This is a genomic window from Gordonia aichiensis NBRC 108223 (assembly GCF_000332975.1).
GTDB lineage: Bacteria > Actinomycetota > Actinomycetes > Mycobacteriales > Mycobacteriaceae > Gordonia > Gordonia aichiensis.
Window position 1 is genome coordinate 77404 of the sequence record NZ_BANR01000019.1, and the last position, 22870, is coordinate 100273.

21 protein-coding genes are annotated in these 22870 nt (G+C 65.8%); 9 read left to right on the forward strand and 12 right to left on the reverse strand.

The genetic code is table 11. From position 1 onward, the window contains the following. Positions 1-2 precede the first annotated feature (2 nt). From GOACH_RS16920 to GOACH_RS16935, 4 genes are read right to left on the reverse strand one after another with little or no spacing between them, the layout of a single operon-like run. A complete protein-coding gene (locus tag GOACH_RS16920; RefSeq protein WP_005177309.1) occupies positions 3-1490 on the reverse strand; it encodes a phytoene desaturase family protein in 1488 nt (495 codons plus the stop codon). Further along, positions 1487-2653: a glycosyltransferase family 2 protein gene (locus GOACH_RS16925; protein ID WP_005177312.1), complete on the reverse strand. Its 1167-nt coding sequence runs from the start codon at positions 2651-2653 to the stop codon at positions 1487-1489. The genes GOACH_RS16920 and GOACH_RS16925 overlap by 4 nt, the downstream gene beginning before the upstream one ends. Beyond that, positions 2637-3461, reverse strand: coding sequence for a carotenoid biosynthesis protein (locus GOACH_RS16930; RefSeq protein ID WP_005177314.1), 825 nt, complete (start codon positions 3459-3461; stop codon positions 2637-2639). The genes GOACH_RS16925 and GOACH_RS16930 overlap by 17 nt, the downstream gene beginning before the upstream one ends. Continuing rightward, positions 3458-4150 carry a hypothetical protein gene (locus GOACH_RS16935; RefSeq protein ID WP_005177315.1) on the reverse strand — a complete coding sequence of 231 codons (693 nt, stop codon included), beginning with the start codon at positions 4148-4150 and terminating at the stop codon, positions 3458-3460. Before GOACH_RS16935 ends, GOACH_RS16930 begins: the two co-directional genes overlap by 4 nt. 167 nt (positions 4151-4317) lie before the next feature. Between GOACH_RS16935 and GOACH_RS16940 the strand changes: the two genes are divergently transcribed. Beyond that, entirely contained in the window at positions 4318-5079 is a 762-nt protein-coding gene (locus GOACH_RS16940) for a siderophore-interacting protein (protein WP_005177317.1), read from the forward strand. Positions 5080-5151: 72 nt separating this feature from the next. Here GOACH_RS16940 and GOACH_RS16945 read toward each other — a convergent pair whose 3' ends face one another. Then, a complete protein-coding gene (locus GOACH_RS16945) occupies positions 5152-6117 on the reverse strand; it encodes an alpha/beta hydrolase (RefSeq protein WP_005177318.1) in 966 nt (321 codons plus the stop codon). 312 nt (positions 6118-6429) lie between these two features. On the opposite strand from GOACH_RS16945, the gene GOACH_RS16950 reads away from it, so the two are divergent. The 3 genes from GOACH_RS16950 to GOACH_RS16960 all read left to right on the forward strand — a co-directional run bounded on the left by GOACH_RS16950 (position 6430) and on the right by GOACH_RS16960 (position 9138). Next, the gene (locus tag GOACH_RS16950) at positions 6430-7653 is read left to right on the forward strand and encodes an NAD(P)/FAD-dependent oxidoreductase (RefSeq protein WP_005177319.1); all 1224 of its coding nucleotides are present in this window, start codon (positions 6430-6432) and stop codon (positions 7651-7653) included. Positions 7654-7755: 102 nt separating this feature from the next. Then, positions 7756-8700, forward strand: coding sequence for a cytochrome c oxidase assembly protein (locus GOACH_RS16955; protein ID WP_005177322.1), 945 nt, complete (start codon positions 7756-7758; stop codon positions 8698-8700). A gap of 3 nt (positions 8701-8703) precedes the next feature. Then, positions 8704-9138, forward strand: a complete 435-nt coding sequence (locus GOACH_RS16960) for a hypothetical protein (RefSeq protein ID WP_005177324.1) — start codon at positions 8704-8706, stop codon at positions 9136-9138. 29 nt (positions 9139-9167) lie between these two features. On the opposite strand, the gene trxA is transcribed toward GOACH_RS16960, so the two are convergent. Genes trxA through GOACH_RS16975 form a run of 3 tightly spaced genes read right to left on the reverse strand, consistent with a single transcriptional unit; the run spans position 9168 to position 11873 of the window. Beyond that, complete coding sequence (trxA, locus tag GOACH_RS16965; protein WP_005177327.1) at positions 9168-9557, reverse strand: thioredoxin; 390 nt, start codon at positions 9555-9557, stop codon at positions 9168-9170. A 31-nt stretch (positions 9558-9588) separates the two neighbouring features. Further along, positions 9589-10704 (reverse strand): Rv3169 family protein, encoded by a 1116-nt coding sequence (locus tag GOACH_RS16970; RefSeq protein ID WP_005177330.1) that lies wholly within the window; start codon positions 10702-10704, stop codon positions 9589-9591. A gap of 26 nt (positions 10705-10730) precedes the next feature. Further along, positions 10731-11873 carry a phosphotransferase family protein gene (locus GOACH_RS16975; RefSeq protein ID WP_005177334.1) on the reverse strand — a complete coding sequence of 381 codons (1143 nt, stop codon included), beginning with the start codon at positions 11871-11873 and terminating at the stop codon, positions 10731-10733. 41 nt (positions 11874-11914) lie between these two features. On the opposite strand from GOACH_RS16975, the gene GOACH_RS16980 reads away from it, so the two are divergent. After that, the gene (locus GOACH_RS16980) at positions 11915-12517 is read left to right on the forward strand and encodes a TetR/AcrR family transcriptional regulator (RefSeq protein ID WP_005177338.1); all 603 of its coding nucleotides are present in this window, start codon (positions 11915-11917) and stop codon (positions 12515-12517) included. A 23-nt stretch (positions 12518-12540) separates the two neighbouring features. Here the strand turns inward: GOACH_RS16980 and GOACH_RS16985 are convergent, their stop codons facing one another. Then, a complete protein-coding gene (locus GOACH_RS16985; protein ID WP_040519028.1) occupies positions 12541-14544 on the reverse strand; it encodes an OPT family oligopeptide transporter in 2004 nt (667 codons plus the stop codon). 265 nt (positions 14545-14809) lie between these two features. Here GOACH_RS16985 and GOACH_RS16990 point away from each other — a divergent pair, with 265 nt between their 5' ends. Together GOACH_RS16990 and GOACH_RS16995 are read left to right on the forward strand one after the other, a co-directional pair. Then, entirely contained in the window at positions 14810-16714 is a 1905-nt protein-coding gene (locus GOACH_RS16990; protein ID WP_005177341.1) for an oleate hydratase, read from the forward strand. A gap of 61 nt (positions 16715-16775) precedes the next feature. Further along, on the forward strand, positions 16776-17258 hold the full coding sequence (locus tag GOACH_RS16995; RefSeq protein WP_005177344.1) for a PPOX class F420-dependent oxidoreductase: 483 nt from the start codon (positions 16776-16778) through the stop codon (positions 17256-17258). 7 nt (positions 17259-17265) lie between these two features. On the opposite strand, the gene GOACH_RS17000 is transcribed toward GOACH_RS16995, so the two are convergent. Beyond that, positions 17266-17835, reverse strand: a complete 570-nt coding sequence (locus GOACH_RS17000) for a type 1 glutamine amidotransferase domain-containing protein (protein ID WP_005177347.1) — start codon at positions 17833-17835, stop codon at positions 17266-17268. A gap of 90 nt (positions 17836-17925) precedes the next feature. Between GOACH_RS17000 and GOACH_RS17005 the strand changes: the two genes are divergently transcribed. Beyond that, the gene (locus tag GOACH_RS17005; RefSeq protein WP_005177350.1) at positions 17926-19026 is read left to right on the forward strand and encodes an NAD(P)/FAD-dependent oxidoreductase; all 1101 of its coding nucleotides are present in this window, start codon (positions 17926-17928) and stop codon (positions 19024-19026) included. Between the two features lie 12 nt (positions 19027-19038). On the opposite strand, the gene GOACH_RS17010 is transcribed toward GOACH_RS17005, so the two are convergent. Continuing rightward, a complete protein-coding gene (locus tag GOACH_RS17010; RefSeq protein WP_005177352.1) occupies positions 19039-20661 on the reverse strand; it encodes an HNH endonuclease signature motif containing protein in 1623 nt (540 codons plus the stop codon). Between the two features lie 187 nt (positions 20662-20848). Beyond that, a complete protein-coding gene (locus tag GOACH_RS17015; protein ID WP_005177354.1) occupies positions 20849-21682 on the reverse strand; it encodes a ribokinase in 834 nt (277 codons plus the stop codon). A gap of 91 nt (positions 21683-21773) precedes the next feature. Here GOACH_RS17015 and GOACH_RS17020 point away from each other — a divergent pair, with 91 nt between their 5' ends. Continuing rightward, positions 21774-22862: a polyhydroxyalkanoate synthase family protein gene (locus GOACH_RS17020; RefSeq protein WP_005177357.1), complete on the forward strand. Its 1089-nt coding sequence runs from the start codon at positions 21774-21776 to the stop codon at positions 22860-22862. Positions 22863-22870: the final 8 nt, after the last annotated feature.

Genomic DNA, 22870 nt, shown 5'->3' on the forward strand with positions numbered 1-22870 from the left:
GCTCACGCCGGGCCGATCAGTCGTGCAACGATGTTCGCCGACAGCATCACCAACGGGAGTCCGCCGCCGGGATGCGACGATCCGCCGACGAGGTAGAGGCCTCCTACCGGCGACGCATTGGCCGGCCGCAGGAACGCTGCGCGTGTCCCGTTCGACGACGAGCCGTAGATCGACCCACCGGGGGTGAGCGTGCGGCGCTCGAGGTCGGCGGGGGAGACGACGATGCGATGGCGTATCCGATCGCGCACGTCGACACCGCGCTGTGCCATGAGCGCGATGATGTGGTCGGCGTAGGCGTCGGCCAATCCCTCGCTGTCCCAATCGGTGCCGCCTCGAGGGTCGTGACGCGGGGCGTTGACGAGAACGAACCACGACGCCGCTTCGGCCCCCGGCACCACTGCCGGATCATCCGCAGCGGCGATGTAGATCGTCGGATCGCTCGCGGGACGTGCGCGGCCGCGTCGTCCGAACACGGAATCGAACTCGTCGTCGTAGTCGTCGGGGAAGAGGATGTGGTGATGCGGCTGCCCTGGCGGTGGGTCGTCGAGCGCGAGCAGCAGGACGAAGCCGGAGAACGAGGGTGTGCTCGCGCGGAGGCGACGCGCCGCGCGGCGTGCCGGTCGAGTCGCAACAAGGCCCGGATACACCTGTGCGGCATCGGCATTGGCGACAACCAGGTCGGCGGAGCGGCGGGCGCCGTCCGCGGTGCGCACACCGTCGGCCCGCCCGTTCGTCGTGGTCACCCGCGTCACCTCGACGCCGAACTCGATCCTGCCGCCGAGATCGGTCAGTCTCTGCTGCAGGGCCGAGGCGATGGTGCCGAGGCCGCCCCGCACGTACCAGGATCCCCATCGCTGCTCGGCATAGGGAACGCTCGCGAGCGCGGCGGGCGCCCGCCGTGGGTCCGACCCGGTGTAGGTGGCGTAGCGGTCGAGGAGCATGCGCAGGCGAGGATCGCGGAGATAGTGGCTTCCGAGTCCGCGCAGCGTACGCCAGGGTGCGATGGTGGCGAGGTCACGGATGTCGAGAGCGCCGGTGGCCATGTCGCGCAGCGTGATCGGCGACTCCAGGAAGGGGCCGTGGGTGGCATCCCAGATCTGTCCGGCGCGGCGGAGGAACGACGCCCACTGTGCGCCGGTCCCCGGTCCGAGTGCGGCGTCGATGGCATCGGGAATCTCCGACATCTCGCCGGGCATGTCCAGCGCGGTCCCGTCGGGGAAGCGGTATCGCGCGGCAATCGGGAGTCGTTGCAGTGTCAGCGAATCCGACAGTGGTGCGCCGGTGTCGGCGAAGAGTTGCTCGAGGATGTGGGGAAGGGTGACCAACGACGGTCCGGTGTCAAAGACGAATCCCTCGTGCTCGATCACGCCGAGTTTGCCCCCGACCTCCCGCGACTGTTCGAGCACGGTGACATCGTGGCCGCCCGCACACAGGCGCACGGCCGCGGCGAGTCCGCCGACGCCCGCTCCGATGACGAGAATCCGACTCATACCTGTACCGGCCTGCCCTTCCATCGCAGCACCCCGCGGCGTCGAGCGAGGACGGAGTCGGCGGTTGCGGCGGCGAGTGCCAGCACCGAGAGGGGGTGTGCCAGTGCGTCGGGCGTGGAGCGGCCGCCGGTCCTCCGGGCGGTCACGATTCGCGAGGCCACACCCGCGAGATAGCCGACGAGCCCGGTGCGGGAACCGCGCAGTGCCGCGAGGGAGGGTATGACATAGCCGATGACGAGCAGCGACATCACCGCGGCGGCCCCGGAAGGAGAGCCGAACGCCGACCACAGGGACTTGCGGTAGCCCGCGTGCACCTCGCGCCAACCGGTGTACATCCGACAACTGGCCACAGCACTGCCGTCGCCGACCACCCCGCGGCCACCCGCGGCCTTGACCGCGCGCAGGAGCGCGATGTCCTCGAGGACCTGATCGCGGACCGCACCGTGACCTCCGAGAGAGGCGTACCGATCGGCGTCGACCGCAAGGAACTGGCCGTTGGCGGCGGACAGGCTGGGCCGCGGCGACCGTTCGGCGAGCCCGAGGGGCAGCGTGCTCATCCAGGACCACTGCAGCAGCGGCTGGATCAGCCGCTCCACGACGCCGCTCACCTCCTGCTTCGGATAGGGACAGAAGAGATCGAGACCCGCCGCGCGCATCGTCGCCACCGTTGCCCGAAGCGCATGTGGTTGCAGACGCACGTCCGCGTCGACGAAGACCAGGACACCGCCCGGCTGCTGTCGAGTCGTCGCGTACTCGGCCAATTGGGCACAGGCCCAGGGCTTTCCGAGCCAGCCCGGGGGACGTTCGGAGCCCGACAACAGCGTGATGGTCTCCTCGTGCGTGGCGAGATCGGCGACAATGGCCGGTGTGTCATCCGACGACGCGTCGTCGAGAACGACAATGCGTGCCGGTCCCGGCCACTGCGAGGCCGCTTCGCGCAGAGCGAGTACACAGTCGGCGACGTCGGCCGCCTCGTCGCGGACGGGCAGCAGCACCCACAGCGGCTCGGCCTCGACGTCAAGGTTCGGGTCGGGGACGCGGATGCGGCGTGCGTTGTCGACGGTCAGCGCGAGGCATGCCACCGAGAGCGCCGTGCCCGCCGCGACGACGCACTGCCCGACCCTCGTCTGGTGAAGCCGGGTCCCCTCACGCGACCTCGACATCGTGCTCCTTGATGCGACGTTCGGTCCGGATCTCGCGAGTCACCGACACCGCCAACGGAATGGCGACCACGCCCATCAGCAGTGCGCCGGTGAGCGCCACGGGCGGACGGCCGAAGAAGACGGCGTGGGCGAGCACCGACGAGAAGTAGGTCCACAGATATGCGGTAACCGGCACTGCATCCACACGCAGTGTGACGGGCAAGGAGTCGCCTGTCGTCGTCGGTCGCGCGGTGAGGGCGAGCGCAGCGTCGAGCACCGTCATCATCAGCAGCGAGACCAGAAGCCAGCCGCCGAAGTTGCTGAGCGGAATACCCTCGACGCCCGGAAGCGCCGGTGTGGTGCGATCCCACTGCCAGTGCCCGGCGTCGACCATCTGCGGATCGAGGAAGACGTCCCATGCGGTCAACGCGTACGCGCCGACGATGACCGTCGCCGGCCGACCGTGCCGCCCGACGAGTCGCCGCGCGACGTTCCAGGCGGGCCAGGCCATCATGACCCATGCAAGGGGTACCAGGATCGGCACGCCGGCCACTTTGAGGCCCAGTGTCCCGGTGTAGTGGTACGAACCGAACGGGAATCCGGTGCGGATACCGACCGCTTCGGCGACGAGTCCTCCGCCGCCCGCGATCACCAGGAGCAGCAGGGCCGCGACGGCTCCGCGAGTGGCCGCGGCGTCGAGGAGCATTGCGGCGGCGAATGCGATGACCGCTGCGGTCGTCAGTGCTCGCGTACCACCGGAGGTCAACGGAAAGCAGATCTGCACCAGCACCATCGTCGCCAGCAGTAGCCACGACAGACGTGAGATCACGGCGCGGTCCCGGCGTAGGTTCCGGCAACGTCGAGCACGGCGAACCTCGCGAAGAGGTCCTCGACGTACCAGCGCTGCGGTCTGGTCTGGCGTATCGCAGCGGCATGAGCGGGTGAGCGGTAGGCGAAGTCGGTGAGTGCGCCGGGGTCTCGCCACAGCGAGAACGTGCCCTGCAGTCCGATCGGCGACTCACCGATCCCCACCGCGAGACGCAGTCCATCGCTGACGGCGAGCTGATCGACGACCGGTGGGACCGCGTGCCAGAACGAGAGAGCTCTGCTCGGACGCAGCCGCGCACGGGTGAGTGCGGCGACCGGGCCGCCCCACTCACGTCTGCAGACGGGGTCACCAGGCGCGAACGGTGCGCGCCGTGACCACTGACCCTTGGTGGCCAGCGGGGCCATCCGGACCGTCAGGGTTTCGTCGCTGATCTCTGACCACCGACGGAACACCCTCGATGTGGCAGCGGCGTCGGCCGCTGATTCGTTATCCCAGACCGTCAGCGCTGCCCAGTGCCGGGGATCGGCGTCGCGCATCGTGAACGTCTGGCCCGATCCGGTCCCGAGCATCTTCGCGAACGACAAGCCGCTCAGACGTCGCAGAGCGGTCCTGTCGAGGGCGACGCGAGCGACGGCATGACTGACGCGGGGTGTCCCCCAGATGCGCAACTCGACGATCTGCGGACTCACGGCACGCTCCGTGGCGTACGCGTCTCCGACTGGACTCTCACACACGGTCTTCGGTGTAGCACGCACGCGGGATGGGTGCGGGGTAGCCGCCCAGTGGGACTCGACATCAAGTGAACGTAGGCTACCCTCACTAACGAGCCGCAGAGTGCAGCACGGAAGGTCGAGACATGGTCGAATCACCCACCAAAGGAAAGTCACGTGGCTGGCAGGGCGCGGTTCTCAAGCTCTTCGGCGCAGACGACTACGAGCTGACCGTCACGGGTACCGAGAGGGTCACCGACCACTACGTGCGGGTCGGGTTCACCGGAGGCGGACTTCTCGCGGACAGGCCCGTTCATCCGACCATGTGGATCCGCATGTGGTTCATGAACAAGCACGACAAGATCCACCAACGCGGTTACACGCTGGTTGATCCCGACCCGACGGCCGACACCTTCTCGATCGAGTTCGCGATCCACGACGGCGCAGCGCCGCGCTGGGCGCTGTCGGCACAACCCGGTGACAAGATCAGTGCGACGTTCATGGGCTCCAAGTTCGCGCTGCCCGAGCCCGCGCCCGCGGGCTGGATCATCGCCGGCGATCCCGCAGCGCTTCCCGCGATCAACTCGCTGCTCGGCGCACTCACGGAATCGACACCCGACGTCCCCGCGACGGTCTGGTTCGAGGTCTCCCACGACGACGACAGGGAACTGCCGATCGCTGTGCGCAGCCACGACACCCTGAACTACGTCGAGCGCGGGGCCGACGGCACCGCGATCGTCGATGAGATTCGCGCGGCGGCGTTCGACGCGTCGGACCACTTCGGCTGGGTGGCGCTTGACATGCAGGCCACCAGGGCGATCGCGGCCCTGTTCAAGACCGACTACAAGCTGGACAAGAAGTCGGTGAAGGCGCAGGCCTACTGGCGCACGGGTATCGAGCCGTCCTGACACATATCACTACCAACGAGAACGCGGCGTCGAAGCACATGCTTCGACGCCGCGTTCTCGTTGAGCCGGTGGTCAGCCGTTGCGGAACCAGCCGTTGTTGTAGATGTTCCAGATCGCCTGTTGCCAGTAACCCCACGCATGGGTGCCGGTGATCGGGAAGTCGGTGCGCAGGTTCACGCCGAACGCGGGTGCGGCGAGCGCGAAGGTGCGGCTCTGCTCACCGGCGACCGACTCGATGGCCGTCGAGTTGAATCCGGTGATGTAGAAGTCGGTGTTGTTCGCTCCCGGGGGCTGGTGGTCGCCCCACACGCCGGTGCCCGCGTACATCCACAGGTGCAGGCCGCCCATCGACGGCAGGTTCTCGGTCGGCGAGTGCGCAAATGCCTGAGCATTGGGGAACCAGCCCCACATGTCGTTCAGGTTGTAGTGGCCCGCGTCCCAGGCTGCTGCCCGCAGCATGGTCTGCATGCCCGTCGCGACGAGGTTCATGAAGCCCGACATCGAGACCACGCGCTGGTAGAGGTCGCGGCGCTGGTTGCCGATGATGACCGCCTGGCTCGCCGACATCGACAGTCCGACGAGAGTGCGGTTGCGGAAGCCGTGTCGGTCGAGGAACTGCGGCAGGCTGCCCTTGAGCACGCTCTCCCAGCGATACGGGTGGCGCTGGCCCGCGCTGGCCGACGCCTGCTGCCAGTCGGCATAGAACGACGACTGGCCGCCGATCGGCATGACGACGTTGTAGCCGTGCTGTGAGAGATAGGCGACGTTCGTCTCGCGCTCCCAGCCGTTGTAGTCGTTGGTGGCGCGTAGGCCGTCGAGGAAGATGACCGTCGGCGCACTACTCGGCTTCGTGGTTTGCGATGGCCACGCGCGGACTGACACCGGGTGGTCCATGCCGTAGTTGTAGATCTGCTCGTTGATGAAGCCTCTGACCTTGCCGGCGGGCGGGCCCCACGCGTGTGCGCCGCCCGCACCCGAGATCAGGCCGACGACAAGCGCGAGCGCAACCGTCAGGACCGCGATGGGCAGGAATCTCATGGGCACAGCCCGACGTGTGTGGGACACGAGCGATCACTTCCACTAGAAGAGCAGGGAATCCGGAAGTCGTCCGATCGTCTGATCGGTACGGCGGATTCTTGAATCGCGACCGAGCCTACAGCGTGTCGTTATCAATGGTAATACGACATTGGCGGCAGGAATGGCATTCCGACGTGCCAACTGCCGCCAACCGGACAAATCCGCCGTCATTGTCCGTTGATGCTCAGCGGTTGTTCGCCCGGCAGGTGCCTGGTCGACGCGTAGCGTTGGAGTCGAGTCCGTCTGACCACATCCAACCTGGAGGTATGCGCCGTGACAACGATCGCGATAGTCGGGGGAGGACTCGCCGGGGCAAAGGCCGCCGAGGCGCTTCGTGAGCACGATTTCGACGGCGACGTCGTGATTTTCGGCGTCGAGAACGAGTTGCCGTATGAACGGCCGCCGTTGTCGAAGGAATTCATGCAGGGAAAGCAGGATTTGCCCGAATTCACCGTGCACGACACCGACTGGTATCTCGACCAGCGCGTCGAATTTCGGCCCGGGACGCGTATCGACAAGGTCGACGCCGCGGCGAAGACCGTCACGCTTCCCGACGGTTCGACGCTGACCTACGACAAGCTGCTTTTGGCCACCGGGTCGTCGTCGCGGCACATCGACCTACCGGGTGCCGAAGCCTCGGGTGTGCACTACCTGCGGACCATCGACGATGCGCGTGCGATCCGGGACGTGTTGACCGAGGGCACGCGCCTGGCGATCGTCGGCGCCGGCTGGATCGGTATGGAGGTCGCGGCGTCCGCGCGCGAGCGCGGTGTCGAGGTGACGATTGCCGAATCGGCGAAGCTTCCCCTGCTGCGCGCACTGGGGCCCGAGGTGGCGCAGGTCTTCGCCGATCTGCACCGCGAGCACGGCGTCGACCTGCGCACCGAAGTGAAGGTCGACGAGATCACGACGGAGAATGGCGCCGCGACCGGCCTGCGTCTCGAGGGCGGCGACACGATCGAGGCCGACGTCGTGCTGGTCGCTGCGGGTGCCGTACCCAACCTCGACGCGGCGGAGTCGGCGGGACTCGACATCGACGGCGGCGGCGTGCTGGTGAACGCCGGCCTGCGCAGCAGCGATCCCGACATCTACGTCGTCGGCGACATCGCGAACGCTGAGCACCCCATCCTCGAACGGCGCGTCCGCGTCGAACACTGGGCCAACGCGCTCAACCAGCCGGCGGTCGCCGTGGCCAACATGCTCGGCGGTAGTGCGGAGTACGAGAACCTGCCGTACTTCTTCACCGACCAGTACGACCTCGGGATGGAGTACAGCGGGCTGTCCGATGGCTACGAGAAGGTCGTCTTCCGCGGTGACGTGCCGGGCCGCGAGTTCGTCGTCTTCTGGCTCGACGGCGACAACACCGTTCTCGCGGGCATGCAGGTGAACATCTGGGATCAACTCGACGCGATCAAGGAACTGATCGTCTCCGGCGACCCGGTCGACCCGGAGAAGCTCGCTGATTCATCTGTAGAGCTGTCGGAGTTGTCCGGATAACCACCGCGGCCCTCGGGCAGCGGCTACGTTGCGCGTGAATTCTGCTCGCGCACCGGTCATTTCGGGCACCATCGCAGCGCTCGACGGCGCACACTGTCTGTCGTGCATCCGCCGACAACGCCGCTGACCCTCGACGTCGCGCTCACCTCATGGCGACTCGACACCGTCACCACGGTCGTGGCCGTCGTCGTCCTGGCCGCATACGTGCTCGCATGGCGCAGGGCGTCGTCGCGCGGAGGATCGTCGGTGCCGCGATCTGGGGTGGTGGTTTTCGGTGTGCTCGGCATCGGAGTGTGGCTGGTTGCCGGTGTCAGTGTGGTCGGCGTCTACGCCGACACGCTGTTCTGGGTGCGTGCGCTGCAGTTCGTACTGTTATTGCTGGTCGCGCCGTTCGGGTTGGCGCTCGGTCGCCCGGTGACGGTCCTGCGGGAATCGCTCGGCGACCTCGGCCGCACTCGGTTCGACGCCGCGCTCGCCGGCCGTGCGGCGCGCCTGCTTCTCGGCCCCATCCCGACCTCGGCTCTGATGCTCGCCGTACCGTGGCTGATCTACTTCAGCGGCTGGTACGAGCTGATCCTGCGGGATGCGTCGGTCGACGTCGCGACGCGCCTACAGCTGGTGGTCATCGGCGTCGGCTACTTCTACGCGCGCCTCCAGGTCGATCCCGTGCCGCGCCGCTATCCGCAGGCGCTCTCGTTGGGTATCACCACGGCCGAGAGTATCGCCGACGGACTGCTCGGCATCGTCCTGTGGCAGGGATCGCTGGTCGCCGTCGACTACTACACGTCGCTGCACAGAACGTGGGGGCCGAGTCTGCGCACAGACCAGACGATCGGCGCCGGTCTCCTCTGGGTTCTCGGCGACGTTGTCGGACTGCCCTTCCTCATGGTGCTCTTCCGCAGGTTCCGTTCCGACGAACGCGAGACCGAAAAGGAGGTCGACGCCGCGTTGGAGTCGGGCGCACAACTACCCGCGCACGACCCCGCCGAGACCGGAAGCGGATTGTGGTGGGAGTCCGATCCCAACCTGCGGGACCGATATCGTTGAGCGATGCGCACGACGATCGACCTCGACTACGCGACCGCTATCACGCTCGCAGCGTCGGGTCTGGTATTTCTGCTCGCTCTGATTCTCGGGGTGTGGAAGTACGAGCAGATGCGCAGCTCAGAGAATCATCTCGCGCACCCCTATGTCGACATCGCCCACCGTTCGGCGCTGCTCTACGCATTCGCGACCCTGCTCGTGGCGGTCTTCGTCTACCTCAGCGCGTGGCCGTCGTGGCTGAACCTCGCCGCGGCCATGGTGATGGTGGTGTTCTTCGTCGGCGCGATCGGCAGCTACATCGCGCACGGGCTGATGCGTGACACCACCAATCAGTTCGCCCGAGAGGACCCGGCGCTACGAGCGTCGATGATTGCGCTGATGACCGGCGAGATCGGCGGGTTCATCGTGCTCTTCGCCGGCTTCGTCGCGGGACGGTTCTAAGTGCGCGAGAACACTGCGGGTCGTCAGACTCAGGAACCCTGCGGGTTGTCGCCCTGCGCGGCGTCGGCAGCGGCGATCTCCGCTCGCACCTGATCCATGTCGAGGTCGCCGACAGCGGTGATCAGCTGCTCGAGCTGGGCGGGGGGCAGAGCGCCCGGCTGATTGAAGACCAGCACACCGTCGCGGAAGGCCATCAGCGTCGGGATGGACTGGATGCCGAAACCCGCTGCGAGTTGTTGCTCCGCCTCGGTGTCGACCTTGCCGAACACGATGTCGGGGTGATCCTCCGAGGCCTTCTCGAAGGTCGGCGCGAACTGTCGGCACGGACCGCACCAGCCGGCCCAGAAGTCGACCAGCACGGTGCCGCCGGCCGAAATGGTGTCCTCGAAATTGCCAAGCGTGATCTCTTGTGTGCTCATGAGTCCACGGTACGCAGAATGCGTAGAACCGTCAGGGCGCGACGTCGACCCAACCGGTGAAGCCGCTCGGATCGTGCCTGCCCAGACAGAAGTGTTCGAACATGCCCCATCCGACTCTGGTCGTGCCGTCGGCCTCACGGCATTCCGCCCGCGCGACGTGGTCGGTGGCGCCGAAGGCGATCCTGCCGACGACGGCCGGATCGGTCATGTCGTACGTGACCCGTTCGGTGAACCCTTCCCCCCGCCACATGCCGTGCTGCCAGTCCGGATCGCCGCCGTAGCCGCCGCCGACATGCAGCGGCGCCGCGAGCAAGGACGTGACCTCGATGGTGACCGACGAGCCGTCGGCAGCGGTGGCCGCAATCGTCGCGCCGCTGACCTCCCGCGTGCCGGAACGGTAGTGGATATCGAATCTGGGCCAGCCCAGTTGTTCGACGCGGCCGTCCTTCCACACCCGGGAGCAGTCGTTGAGCGTGCGGATGCCGTCCGGTGACTCCTGGACGATGAGCACGAGCTCGAAGTCGTCGAATGCGATGGGCACATACGTCCACCACATGCCGTCGAATGGGGGATCGGCAGGACGTCCCGCGGGCTCGGCCTCTCCGACCGGCCGGATTCCCCAGGACCGATCGCGACTCCCGATCCACGTCGACGGTTCGACGGGGATTTCGGTGTCGTCGATGCGAATCCATCCCGACCACGAGCCGAGCTGGGCGAAGCGCTGTGCGTCCAGGGTGATTCGAGTGCCGCTGCGCATCACGTGCGGCAACTCCTGCACGACGTCGAACAGTCCGTTCCAGGTCAGGTCGAAGGAGATCCCGTCGGTGGGTTCGAGGGTGAGCCGAATGGTGTGGAGGGGCTCGACGACCTCGATGCGGTAGCCGCCGACGTGCTGATCGAGCCGGTTCTGGTCGATGGCGTCGGACAAGTGCACTGCGGTCTGCTCGTCTCCACGTCGGATCACCACGAACGCGTCCTTCACCCCGAGGTTGGGGTAGTAGCCGAGTCCGGTGACGAGAAAGACGTCGCCGGTTCGGTCGTGTGCGTTGAAGTAGCACCGGTCGTAAAAGTTGCGATCGGAACTACCCGGCCACGCAATAGGTTGGGGCAGTTGATGAACGGGGTATTCGTCGAGTGGTCCGAGCATGGGGGTTCCTCTCCGGGGGACGGGACTCAGGCGCGGTCGTCCAGCAGCCGTTGCAGCAGCGGGCGGTGGTAGAAGAGCTCGGCCTCGATGTCGGTGGGTCGAGCCATCTCGCCGAAGTGGATGCGTCGCGACGCGGTGCGCATGAAGATCACACCCCACAACACGGCCGAGTACAGGTAGAACCATCCCAGATCGCCGAGGTCGACGCCGGTCAGCTCGCGGTAGGTGGCGCGGACGTCCTCCTCGCGGAGCACGTCGGGCAGACCGGGCATACTCGCGAGGCCGACGAGTTCCTGGAAGACGTTGTGCGCGAAGATCAGCCACGCAACGTCGAGTTCGCGAGGCCCGAGCGTTGCCATCTCCCAGTCCAGGATCGCCGCCGGTTCGAAATCCTGGTAGATCACGTTGCCGATGCGTGCGTCTCCCCAGTTGAGAACGGTCTCGCCGGTTGCGAGCTCGTCCGGGAAGTTCGCATCGAGCCAGGTCATCGCGCGATCGAGCAGCGGTGACCGGCCGAGATCGGCGGCTGCGAAGTCGTAGAACCGCTGCAGTTCGTCGAGGCGTCGACGCAGCGGCGTCGACGAGGTGTCGGCGTGTGGGTCGAGGAAATCGAAGGTGGTGCGGGCATCGGGGATGGCATGGAGTGTCGCTATGACATCGATCGTCGCGTCCTGCAGTTGGCGACGCTTGTCGGCCGACGCGTCGAAGAACCAGTTGTCGCCGAAGGTATAGGGCATGACGTCCGGTGGCACGAGTCCGGCGACGCGGTCCATCAGGAAGAACGGCGAACCGAGGATGTCGCCGGTGGGTTCGAGCCATCGGGTCGTCGGGACGGGGAGGCCGGTGAGTTCTGCGGCCAGCCTCATCGCCTCGAACTGTCGGTCGAGGTGGTATTCGGCGAACACCGGGATGTCGGCCGGGCGTGGTTGCATTCGCATCACCCATTGTTGTTCGCGCACAGTACCGTTCTCGGTCCAGCGACCGGTCAGCATGACGGTTTCCGACGACATGCCGTTGGAGTCGATGCCCGCGTCGACGGTCACCGTGGGATCGGCACCGGCTGGTAAGAGGTCGGTGAGCCAGGACGCGAGAGCAGACGGGATCGACGCGGTGTCACGCTCCGAGCGCTGCAGGTGATCGAGTTCTTCGAAGGTTGGTCGGGTGGCCATGGCGAGTCCTTCCGCCGTATTACGCTACGCTGAGTAGCGTTATGGAATCAGATGTGACCACGGATGGCAAGGTTTTCGGAAAAGGTCGTCCGCGCGACGGCGCGATCGACGTGGCCGTTCTTGCTGCTGCACGAGAACTGTTGGTGGAGCTGGGATATGCGCGACTGACGGTGGCGGCGGTCGCCGACCGAGCTGGGACGACGAAGACGGCTCTCTACCGACGCTGGTCAGGTAAACAGGACCTTGTCCACGACGCGACGTTCGCCGACATGACGGCGCTGTCGGCGCCGACCGGGCACACAGACGACGATCTCGTGGTGATGGTGGCGCGGGTGCGCGAGCTGTTCAACTCGCCGGTGACCCGTGCCGCGCTACCCGGGTTGGTGACCGACATGGCAGCAGACCCCGAACTGCATCGTCGGGTGATCGCAGGATTTGCAGGCGTTTTCGCCGCGTTCCGAGAGCGTCTCGTCGCTGCAGTCGCCGACGGTGAGGTCCGTGCGGGTACCGATCCGGACCGCGTCATCGAGATGATGGGTGGCGCGGCGATGTTGCGGGCGTTGCTGTTTCCCGCGGAGCCGCTCGACGAGGACTGGGGTTCAGAGATTCTCGCGATTCTCGAACACGGGACGCTAGCCGACTGACGGATCGGTTTATTCAGCGGCGCTCATTTCGTGCCGAGATCCGGCGCGGGATCGGTCTCCTCGCTGCGCTTGGCAAGGATTTCGGTCACCTTGTACATGCCGAGGACGACGATGACGAAGGCGATCACGCCGACGATCTGCGAGCCATTCGCCCAACCGTCGCCGACAATCGCGAGCACACCGTCGTCACCCGTCGACGCGACGATGGCCGCATAGACGACGTTCCAGAGCGCTTCGCCGACGATGAGTCCCGTCGCGACGAGTACGCCGATCCGCTTCTTCTGTCCGACGTCGCCGCCGACGCGTTCGCACCACTTGTTGTAGATGTGGCCGAGAATGGCGCCCACCGTGATCATCAAGGTGACCGACATCGGTAGGTACATCCCCATGCCGACAGCGAGAGGGGGAAGCGCCACCTTCTTGTTCACCCGGCCACTGAGTTCGTCGATGACGATGACCACGGCACCGATGGCCGCGCCGATGCCGAGCATGCTCCAGTTGAGGTCGTTGCCGAACACGCCCCTGGCCAGTTCGGAGATCAGACTTGCCTGCGGGGCGGGCAATGCGTCTGCTCCAGCCCCCGGCGCGCCGTCGAATCCGAACGCGGTGTTCATGACGCCGAGGATCGGCGGGATGACCAACGAGCCGAAACACACGCCGATGATCAACGCCACCTGCTGTTTCCACGGCGTCGCTCCGACGAGCTGACCGGTCTTGAGGTCTTGCAGGTTGTCGTTGGAGATCGTCGCGACCCCGAACACGATGGCGGTGGCGAACAGCGTGAAGGCGACGAGGACAGTTGACTGTTGCGGGTCGGCCGCACCGTAGACGAACTTGATGAGCAGTGCGGCGATGATGACGGCGAGAATGCCGACACCGGAGATCGGGGAATTCGACGACCCGATGAGACCGGCCATGTAGCCGCACACGGCTGCGATGACCATGCCGATGACGAAGATGAAGAGAACCGTGGCCGCGATGATCCCGCCCGCGCTTCCGGAGAGTGCGGTTCCGTGGACGAAGTCCCACAGCAGGAGGCCGATCGGCAGCAGCATCACGACGATGGTGCCGCCGACGATGGGGAACGGGATGTCGCGCTCGGTGATGTCGACGGTGACGCCCTCGCGGCGTGCGCGCGCCGACGCCATCGCGTCGATGATGCCCTTCACGATGGGCGCGATGAGCTTGAGCAGGGTCCAGACCGCGGCCACGGCGATTGCTCCTGCACCCACGAAGCGGACGTCGTCCTTGAACACGGTGCTGACGACGTCGGCGACGTCGGAGTTCGCGGCGAACTGCCCCGCGGACTTGATCGGGAGGATGATCCCGTAGGAGATGATCACCCCGACGAACATGGCGATGCCCACGCTCAAGCCCACGAGATGTCCGATACCGATCAGCGAGAGTTGCAGTCCTGCACCGATCATGGTGCCCCCGGAGCCGACCCGGAACGCCGTTGAGACGTCGGTGCTGATCAGTTTGAGATTGCCGAGGAGTGCGAAGATCGCCGACGTGATGCCGCCGATGGTGATGGCGCGCAGCCCGATTCGATTGCGTCTGCCCCCTTCGTCGGTGTTGCCGACCTTGAGTACCTCCGCAGCGGCGACGCCCTCGGGATAGGGCAGGTCGGATCCCGTGACCAGTGCGCGGCGCAGCGGGATGGAGTACATGACGCCGAGGATGCCGCCGACCAGACACACGGCGACGGTGATCCAGTAGGGGAAGCCGGTCCAGTACCCCACCATCACCAGGCCGGGGATCACGAAGATGATCGCGGACAGAGTGCCGGCAGCCGACGCAATCGTCTGCACGATGTTGTTCTCGACGATCGAGTGGTTGGCGAAGCTGCGCAGTACCGCCATCGAGATGACAGCTGCGGGAATTGCGGTGGCGAAGGTGAGGCCGACCTTGAGGCCGAGGTAGACGTTGGCAGCGGTGAACACCAAGGTGATCACGCCACCGAGGATCACTCCGCGGATGGTGAGTTCGCGAAGACCTGTCGGGCGGTCGGGAGCCGTCACTGACATCGAGTTCCTCTCGCTTCGGAGGACACCCTCGTGCCCCGAGCCTCTCGTGATGGATCTCGTCAACTCTAAAGCCGACGACACAAGCGTGTGTGGTGTTGCACCCGTGCGGCGGGCTGTGGCGAGGGTGTGATCGTGACGAGAACGTGTGTCTGGGCGCAATCCGGCGACGACGCTTTCGGATTTCACTCAGGCAGCACCATGGGGTGGTAGGGCTGATGGTGGGAGATGTCAACGGCGGGGGTCTATCGACCGAAAGGCAGTGCGCATGTACTACAGCAGCGGCAACTACGAGGCGTTCGCCCGGCCACGGAAACCCAAGGGCGTCGACGACAAGACCGCATGGTTTGTCGGTGCGGGACTTGCGTCACTGTCCGGGGCGGCGTTCCTCATCCGCGACGGGCAGATGAAGGGTGACAAGATCACGGTGTTCGAGCGCCTGAAGTTGCCCGGTGGCGCGCTCGACGGCATCAAGGAACCCAAGAAGGGCTTCGTGATTCGCGGTGGCCGCGAGATGGAGAACCACTTCGAGTGTTTGTGGGACCTCTTCCATTCCATCCCGTCGATCGAGATCGAGGGAGCCAGCGTCCTCGACGAGTTCTACTGGCTCAACAAGGACGACCCGAACTATTCGTTGTGCCGCGCCACCATCAACCGCGGGCAGGACGCGCACACGGAGAACAAGTTCACTCTCAGTGACAAAGCGCAGAAGGACATCGCGCGTGTCTTCCTCGCGACGCGTGAGGAGATGGAGAACAAGCGCATCGACGAAGTCTTCAGCGACGAGTTCTTCGAGAGCAACTTCTGGCTCTACTGGACGACGATGTTCGCGTTCGAGCGCTGGCATTCGGCGCTGGAGATGAAGCTCTACATTCACCGCTTCATCCACCACATCGGTGGTCTGCCTGATTTCAGTGCGTTGAAGTTCACCAAATACAACCAGTACGAGTCGCTCGTGCTGCCGCTCTACACCTGGCTGCTCGACCAGGGCGTGACATTCCACTTCGACACCGAGGTCACCGACGTCAATTTCGAGATCAGCGGAGATCGTAAGCAGGCCACGAAGATTCACTGGACCGCTGGGAAGGACAGCACGGTGCCGGACAGTGCGGGCAAGGACGGTGTCACCGAGCTGGGTGAGAACGACCTGCTGTTGATGACCATCGGGTCGCTGACCGAGAACTCCGACAACGGCGATCACGAGACGCCTGCGAAGCTCAACACCGGACCGGCGCCTGCCTGGGATCTGTGGCGGCGCATCGCGGTGAAGGACCCGTCGTTCGGCCATCCCGACGTCTTCGGCGGCAACATCGACAAGACCAAGTGGGAGTCATGCACGGTGACCACGCTCGACCCGCGCATCCCGTCGTACATCCAGAAGATCACCAAGCGTGATCCGTTCTCGGGGCGCGTGGTGACCGGTGGCATTGTCACGGCCAAGGACTCCAACTGGCTGATGAGCTGGACGGTCAACAGGCAACCGCACTTCAAGCAGCAGCCGTCCGATCAGATCGTCGTGTGGGTGTATGCACTGCTCGTCGACACCCCCGGCAACTACGTGAAGAAGAGCATGTCGGAGTGCACGGGTGAGGAGATCACACAGGAGTGGCTCTACCACCTCGGAGTGCCCGAGGAACAGATCCCCGAGATGGCTGCGACCGGCGCGAAGGCGGTCCCGGTGATGATGCCGTATGTCACGTCGTTCTTCATGCCGCGGCAGGCGGGTGATCGTCCCGACGTCGTGCCCGCAGGTTCGGTCAACTTCGCATTCATCGGTCAGTTCGCCGAGACGAGTCGTGACTGCATCTTCACCACCGAGTACTCGGTGCGTACGCCGATGGAGGCCGTCTACACCTTGCTCGGCATCGAGCGCGCGGTGCCCGAGGTGTTCAACTCGACCTACGACGTTCGCAGCATGGTGGCGGCGACGAGTCGTCTCCGCGACGGCAAGATCGCCGACCTGCCCGGCCCCAGCAAGATCCGTGAGGCCATTCTCGGCAAACTCGAGGGCAACGAGATCGGCCAGCTCCTCGCCGAGTACGAGTTGATTCCCGCGGCCGGCTCGAAGCGGACCATCCGCAACGATGCGATCGACCTCAACGGGTCCATCGGTGATCACGCGCCTGCTGAGGCTCCCACGGGCAAGCATCCGGGGAGCAAGGAACTCGACTGACTGAGTAGGTCGTCTGCCTCTGTGTGAGCGGCGGATGCGTCGGCGGTCGTAGTGTCGGGTCATGGCCCGAACCATTGCGACCGCCGATGCCGTCGATCACAGCGCACTCCTCGAGTTCCTCCGCCCGCGACACCGCATGTTGTTGGCGACCCAGCGACGTGACGGCTCACCTCAGCTCTCGCCGGTGACCGGTGGGGTCGACGACGAGGGACGGATCGTCATAGCGACGTACCCCGGGCGGGCGAAGACGTCGAATGCCAAACGGAACCCCGACGTCAGTGTCTGCGTCGTGTCCGATGAATGGAACGGCCCGTGGGTGCAGGTCAACGGCACCGCCGAGGTGTTCGACATGCCTGAGGCAGAGGACGTCCTCGTCGACTACTTCCGCTCGATCTCCGGTGAGCACCCCGACTGGGAGGAATACCGCGCCGCGATGCGGGTGCAGAAGAAGTCGCTGATCCGCATCACGCCGACGTCGTGGGGTCCGGTTGCCACCGGCGGCTTCCCCGCCGACATCGCTGCGGAACTCGACGCTCAGGACTGAATGTGTCCTAGTTCGACACCTTGCTCCGGCCGAACTCGGCGACCAGTGCAGCGTCGAAGACCGCGAGGTCGTCGGGCTTGCGGCTCGTGATGAGGGTGTTGGGGCCGTCGCGGTCGACGACCAACTCCTCGTCGACCCACGTGGCGCCAGCGTTGCGGATGTCGGTCTGCAGGCTCGGCCACGAGGTGAGTGTGCGCCCGCGTACGACGTCGGCTTCGACGAGCGTCCACGGTGCGTGGCAGATCGCCGCGACGGGTTTGCCCGCGTCGAAGAAGCCCTTCGCGAAGGCGACGGCCGATGCGTCGGTGCGCAGGAAGTCCGGGTTGGCGACGCCGCCGGGCAGCACGAGCGCGTCGAAGTCGGCTGCGCTGACCGAATCGGTTGTCGCGTCGACGCTGAAGGTGTCGGCGGCGTCGAGGTGGTTGAATGCTTGCACCTCGCCGTCGCTGGTGGATACGAGTTTCGGTGTGCCGCCGGTCTCTTCGACGGCGCGCCACGGTTCGGTCAACTCGACCTGCTCGATTCCTTCCGGTGCAACCAGGAAGGCCACGGTGATTCCGTTGAGTTCGTCTGCCATGTGACACGGCTCCTCTCGTTTCGGTCCCCGCTGTCGACGGTACGCGCCGAGCGCGCGACGTCACGTGAGATGCGGACGTACGGTGGGCACATGGCACTGACGTCAGACGTTGCGGTGATCGGCGCTGGGATCATCGGGCTCTCCACCGCCTATCAACTCGCGCAGCAGGGATCGACCGTCACGGTGTACGAGACGGGCACACCGGGTTTCGGGCAGTCGGCGGGCCAGTCACGCATCTTCAGACACGCGCACGACGATCCGCGGTTGGTGGAGCTTGCGGTCCGCGCTCGCGCGCACTGGCGGCGGTGGGAGGACGAGTTGGGGGCGCCGCTCGTCTCCGGTGACGGCGGTCTCGCGCTCGGCGACACCGCGGTGCGCAGACTTCCTGCAATGCAACAGTATTCGGAGATCGGCGCCCGCGAGATCGACTCCGAAGAACTGCGTACACTGCTGCCACAGTTGGCCGACTACGACGGCCCTGCCGTGTTCGATCCCACCGCAGGCTCCATCCACACCCGCACCGCCATCGAGTTGCTGTCGGCTGCGCTGGGTGACCGGATCGTGCGTGAACAGGCCATTTCGGTGCGCATCGTCGACGACAGCGTGCAGGTGCGGTGTCCCACACTTGTCGGCGATCACGGGGCGGTGGTCGTGTGTGCAGGTAGGGGCACGGCTGCGATCGCGCGCTCGGTCGGCATCGAGATCCCGGTGCAACTCGGGGCGCATGTGCGGGTGTCTTTCGCGGTGCGCGACAGCGGTGTCGGCCGTCTTCCGACGCTTCAGGACGGCAGCGGGGAATTCGGCTTCAGCGGGATCTACGCGGCTGCATACCCGGATCGTTCGGCCTATGGTCTGGGACTGTCGGATACGGTCGACGCCGATTCGGATGGGGCCATCGTCGACGGGGCCACCCTTGCCCGCTATGCGCATGATGCCAGCGCATACGTCTCCCGGGCACTGCCGGGACTCGATCCGACGCCGATCGGGATCGTGCACTGTTGGGTCACCACTCTGCCCTGGGGTGACGACGGCGTCGGGATTTGGCAGGACGGCCCGGTCTTCGCTGTTGCCGGACACAATCTGTTCAAACACGCGCCGACGATCGGCGAGACACTCGCGTTATCTGTGGATGTCGGGTCGGTGCCAGACCCGTTCACTCCCGCCAGCCGGCTGGGATCGGCTGCGGACTAAGTCCAGGCGTGCTCAGAAGGGTGGCGGATTCTCGGCGTTCCACTTCTCGGCGACGCGCGTGACCTCCGCGCGCCGGGAGTTGTGGATGGAATCGATCGCGCGGCGTGCAGGGTGATCTGGTGGCTTGTCGGGAACGAGTCCGGGGAACAAGTCGAGTCCACTGAACGAGTTGCCGACAAAGCTGTGCCCGGTCGGGGACACGAAGAGTGCGGTCTTGAGATCGGGCCGGTAGTCGCGCCAACGACCGAAGGTTTTGATGCGGTGGTGAAATCTGCAGAGAGGCTTCAGATTTCGCCGTGTTGTCGCCCCACCGTCATGCGGGTTCCGGTGATTGAACGGTTCGCCGTGGTCGACATCGGTGGTCCACACCGGGTTGGTGCAGCCGGGGAACGTGCAGCACAATTCGCCCGACCGAACCAGCGCCAGGAGTTTCTTGCTGGGGACATAGCGCAGCGCGGCACGCGCGGCCGCCTCGTGGTCGGGGCTGCCGGGGTCGACGTCACCTGCGCTGCTGTCGAGATGATCGAAATGAGCGTCTACCGCGAGTTCGCGGACCGTGTCGGCGTCGATGATCCCGTATCCGTCGAGGTAGCCGGGTGTGTCATCGTCGCCGTCGAGGGTGGACTGGTTAGCCACCACGTGGATGATCGCTCGAGAGCCACCGGGCAGCGGTGCCGGTGCCGCCGTGGTGCCGTCGGGGCCCGTGGGTTCTGGCCGAACGGCTTCGCGGTCGCCCTCCTCGCGCCCCACACACGCCTCGCATCGGCAGTCGAGGGTGGTCTGCCCATCGGCGAACGCGGTGAGGGCGTCGGCTCGACGCTGCGCGCGGGTGCGCGGGTCGGCGTCGTGAACGCTGCTGGCGAGCATGTTCAGCCGCTGGTTGATCAGCGCGCCGGACGCCGCGGGGACGGTTCCGGTCAGTCGTGACTGACCGGGAGTGAACCTGTCCGGTCGGACCTCAACATTGCGGTCGGAGTCGACACGGGCGCGGCGACGTTTGACGGCCTCTACATCGACCCGGGCGACAATTGAGTCGACGAGAGCAGCGAATCGCGTCGTCGACATGTGGTCGCGTGCGGAGAGTGCTGCCGCGAGTAGCGCGTCGACTTCGTCGATCGTCTCCGGACCGCAGAGGCTGGTGCGTGCGACGGCGATGTGGAAGCGCTGCAGATCGATTCGACCGGATGCGAGCAACGACGACGTGTACGGGAGCCGATAGCGCAGTGCATGAGCGTCGATGATCAGCTCACGCGCCCGGCCGGGCGGCACCGTCAGCACAGCGCCGACGTCGGCGATGGTGCGTTCGAGTCCGGTGGGTCCGTACTGTGCGCGTGGATTCTCTCCGGCCCGTCCGCGAAGCGCGAACTCGTCCACGGCGTCTGCTGACCCTGCTTCACCGCTGGTGAGCTCGCCGAGCTCGGCGCCGTAGTCTTCCTCGTGCTCTTCGTGGATGAGACTGATGGCCTGCAGCATTCGAAACTGTGCGGTGGACACGGTCGATGCACAGTGCGCGATGACCTCGACGAGGTCGGTCTTCGACAGCGCTTCGTCCTCGGCGACACGTGCGAGCACCGGCGGCGAGACGGGTGCACCCGCCGTATCGCCGACCGGGCGAGAGTGGTTTTCCAAGGACATATCTCGAACATACAGGCGAGGTCTGACAATTCTGATTCGTCCATCGGTCCGACAGGGTCATGGTGTGGACAACACCGATCTGCCTTGTGGACAACGACGTTCGCAGCCAAAACGAGTAACCCGATCCCGACGACCGTACGCACTGTCTGTCACGGTCTTCGTGCGTCCCGCACTCGACCACACCCCATCACTTCGCGGCGACGTGATCGGCCGACGCCCTGGTCGCTGACCGGGCGGCGTCGAGAAGCGTTGATCCGAGGGCGAGATGCGCCGCGAGCGTGCCGGCGAAGACGTCGCCTGCCCCGGTGGTGTCCACCACGTCGACCTTCGGCACGTCGAGGATGTCGATCGAATCACGAGTGGCCACCACCACGTCGTCGCCACCTCGCGTGATGATCGCGGATCGACTCATGCTCAACAGCGCTCGCGCCAGCTCCGTGGGTTCGGCGTCCTCCGACGCCTCGGCGTAGTACGCCGCCTCGATCTGATTGACGATCAGCGGGTCGGCGCCGGAGAGGATCGACGGGCCGAGGTGCGCTGTGGGGCTGGGATTGAGTAGGAACCGAATCCCATTGGCGTGGCACCACTTCGCAGTCGCTTCGGTGACCTCCCGGGGCGATTCGAGCTGGGTCATCACAACAGTCGGCCGGAGGGCGTCGAGTGCCGATACGACGTCGTCGGCGGTCAGCCGGCCGTTGGCCCCGGAGATCACGATGATGCTGTTGTCGCCACTGTCGTCGACCTCGATCACGGCATGTCCGCTGGTATCAGACGCCCTGCGTACATACGTCACGTCGACACCCGCAGCGGCGAGGTCGGAGACCATCCGGTCGCCTGCGGCGTCGGTGCCCGTGGCGCCGACGAGTGCGGTGGTGCACACCGCGGCAGCCGCGCGCGCCTGGTTGGCGCCCTTGCCGCCCGGTCGTTCGGTGAGTGTTCGCCCGAGTACGGTCTCACCAACGGCCGGTCTGCGGACGAGCGTGACCACCAGGTCGAGATTCAACGTTCCCACGACGGCCACGGCGCCTGATTCTGTTGCCTCCACACCGACGAGTATGCCGTCAGCGCTGTCACGTAGATTGCACTTCGATCATCGGAATGAAGGAGAGCAGATGGCCGCGTCGCGGTGGAAGCGGGTGCAGACACTGGCGCGCCTGTTGGCCGGGCATCAGGTCGCGCCCGACGTCGAGTCACCCCACGTCACCCTTGTCGACGATCCGCAGCGCACGCTGCGCCGTTACGGGAGCGACGGGCAGTTCGCCGCGGCGCGTGCTTCCGGCAGGCCTCCGATCCTGCTCGTGCCGCCACTCGCGGTTCCTGCGCGTTGCTACGACCTCGGACCGGGGCAGTCTGCGGTGGAGCATCTCCTCGCAGCGGGCCGCATCCCCTACGTCGTCGACTTCGGTGACGTCGGACAGGCCCACCGCCACGTCGGTTTCGAGACCTACATCGACGACATCGTCCCGCAGGCCATCGATCGGGTACTCGCCGACTACTCCGGAACCGGCGAAGCGGCAGGTGTCCTCGACGTTGCTGCGTGGAGTCTCGGTGGCACGGTCTCGCTCCTGATGGCCGCGGCACATCCGGACCTGCCGGTACGTTCCATTACAGCGATCGGTACCCCACTCGACTACGACGCGGTATCTCCTTATCCACTCGTCAAGCAGGTCATGCAGCCCGTCGGAGGGGTTCCGATCACAGCATCGCTGAAGGTGATGGGCGGTATCCCCGCACCGTTGGTGCGCATCGCATATCGCGCACTGGCAGCCGATCGAGAGCTCAAGAAGCCGCTGTACATCATGCGCAATGCCGACGATCACGAGGCGCTGGCCCGGATGCAGGTGATCGACAGGTTCCAGAACGCCATGCCCGGATACGCCGGCAAGGTGTCGCTGCAGATGTGGGAGAACTTCGTCTACCGCGGCGAACTGGCCTCGGGGGTGGTCGACTTCGACGGCCGCATCATCGACCTCAGAACTCTCCGAAAGCCTGTGCAGCTCTTCGGTAGTCATCGCGACGCGATCGCGAGCTGGGATGCCGCGCACCACGGCGTCGAGCTTCTCGAAGGCTCGTCAGACGTGCACTTCGAGACCGTGGAGACCAGTCACCTCGGGCTGATCGCAGGCGACGCCGCTTCCGAGCAGACGTGGCCGCGAGTCGAGCAGTTCCTCGACGAGCTCGACGCCCGCGACGCCGTGTAGCGCGGGCG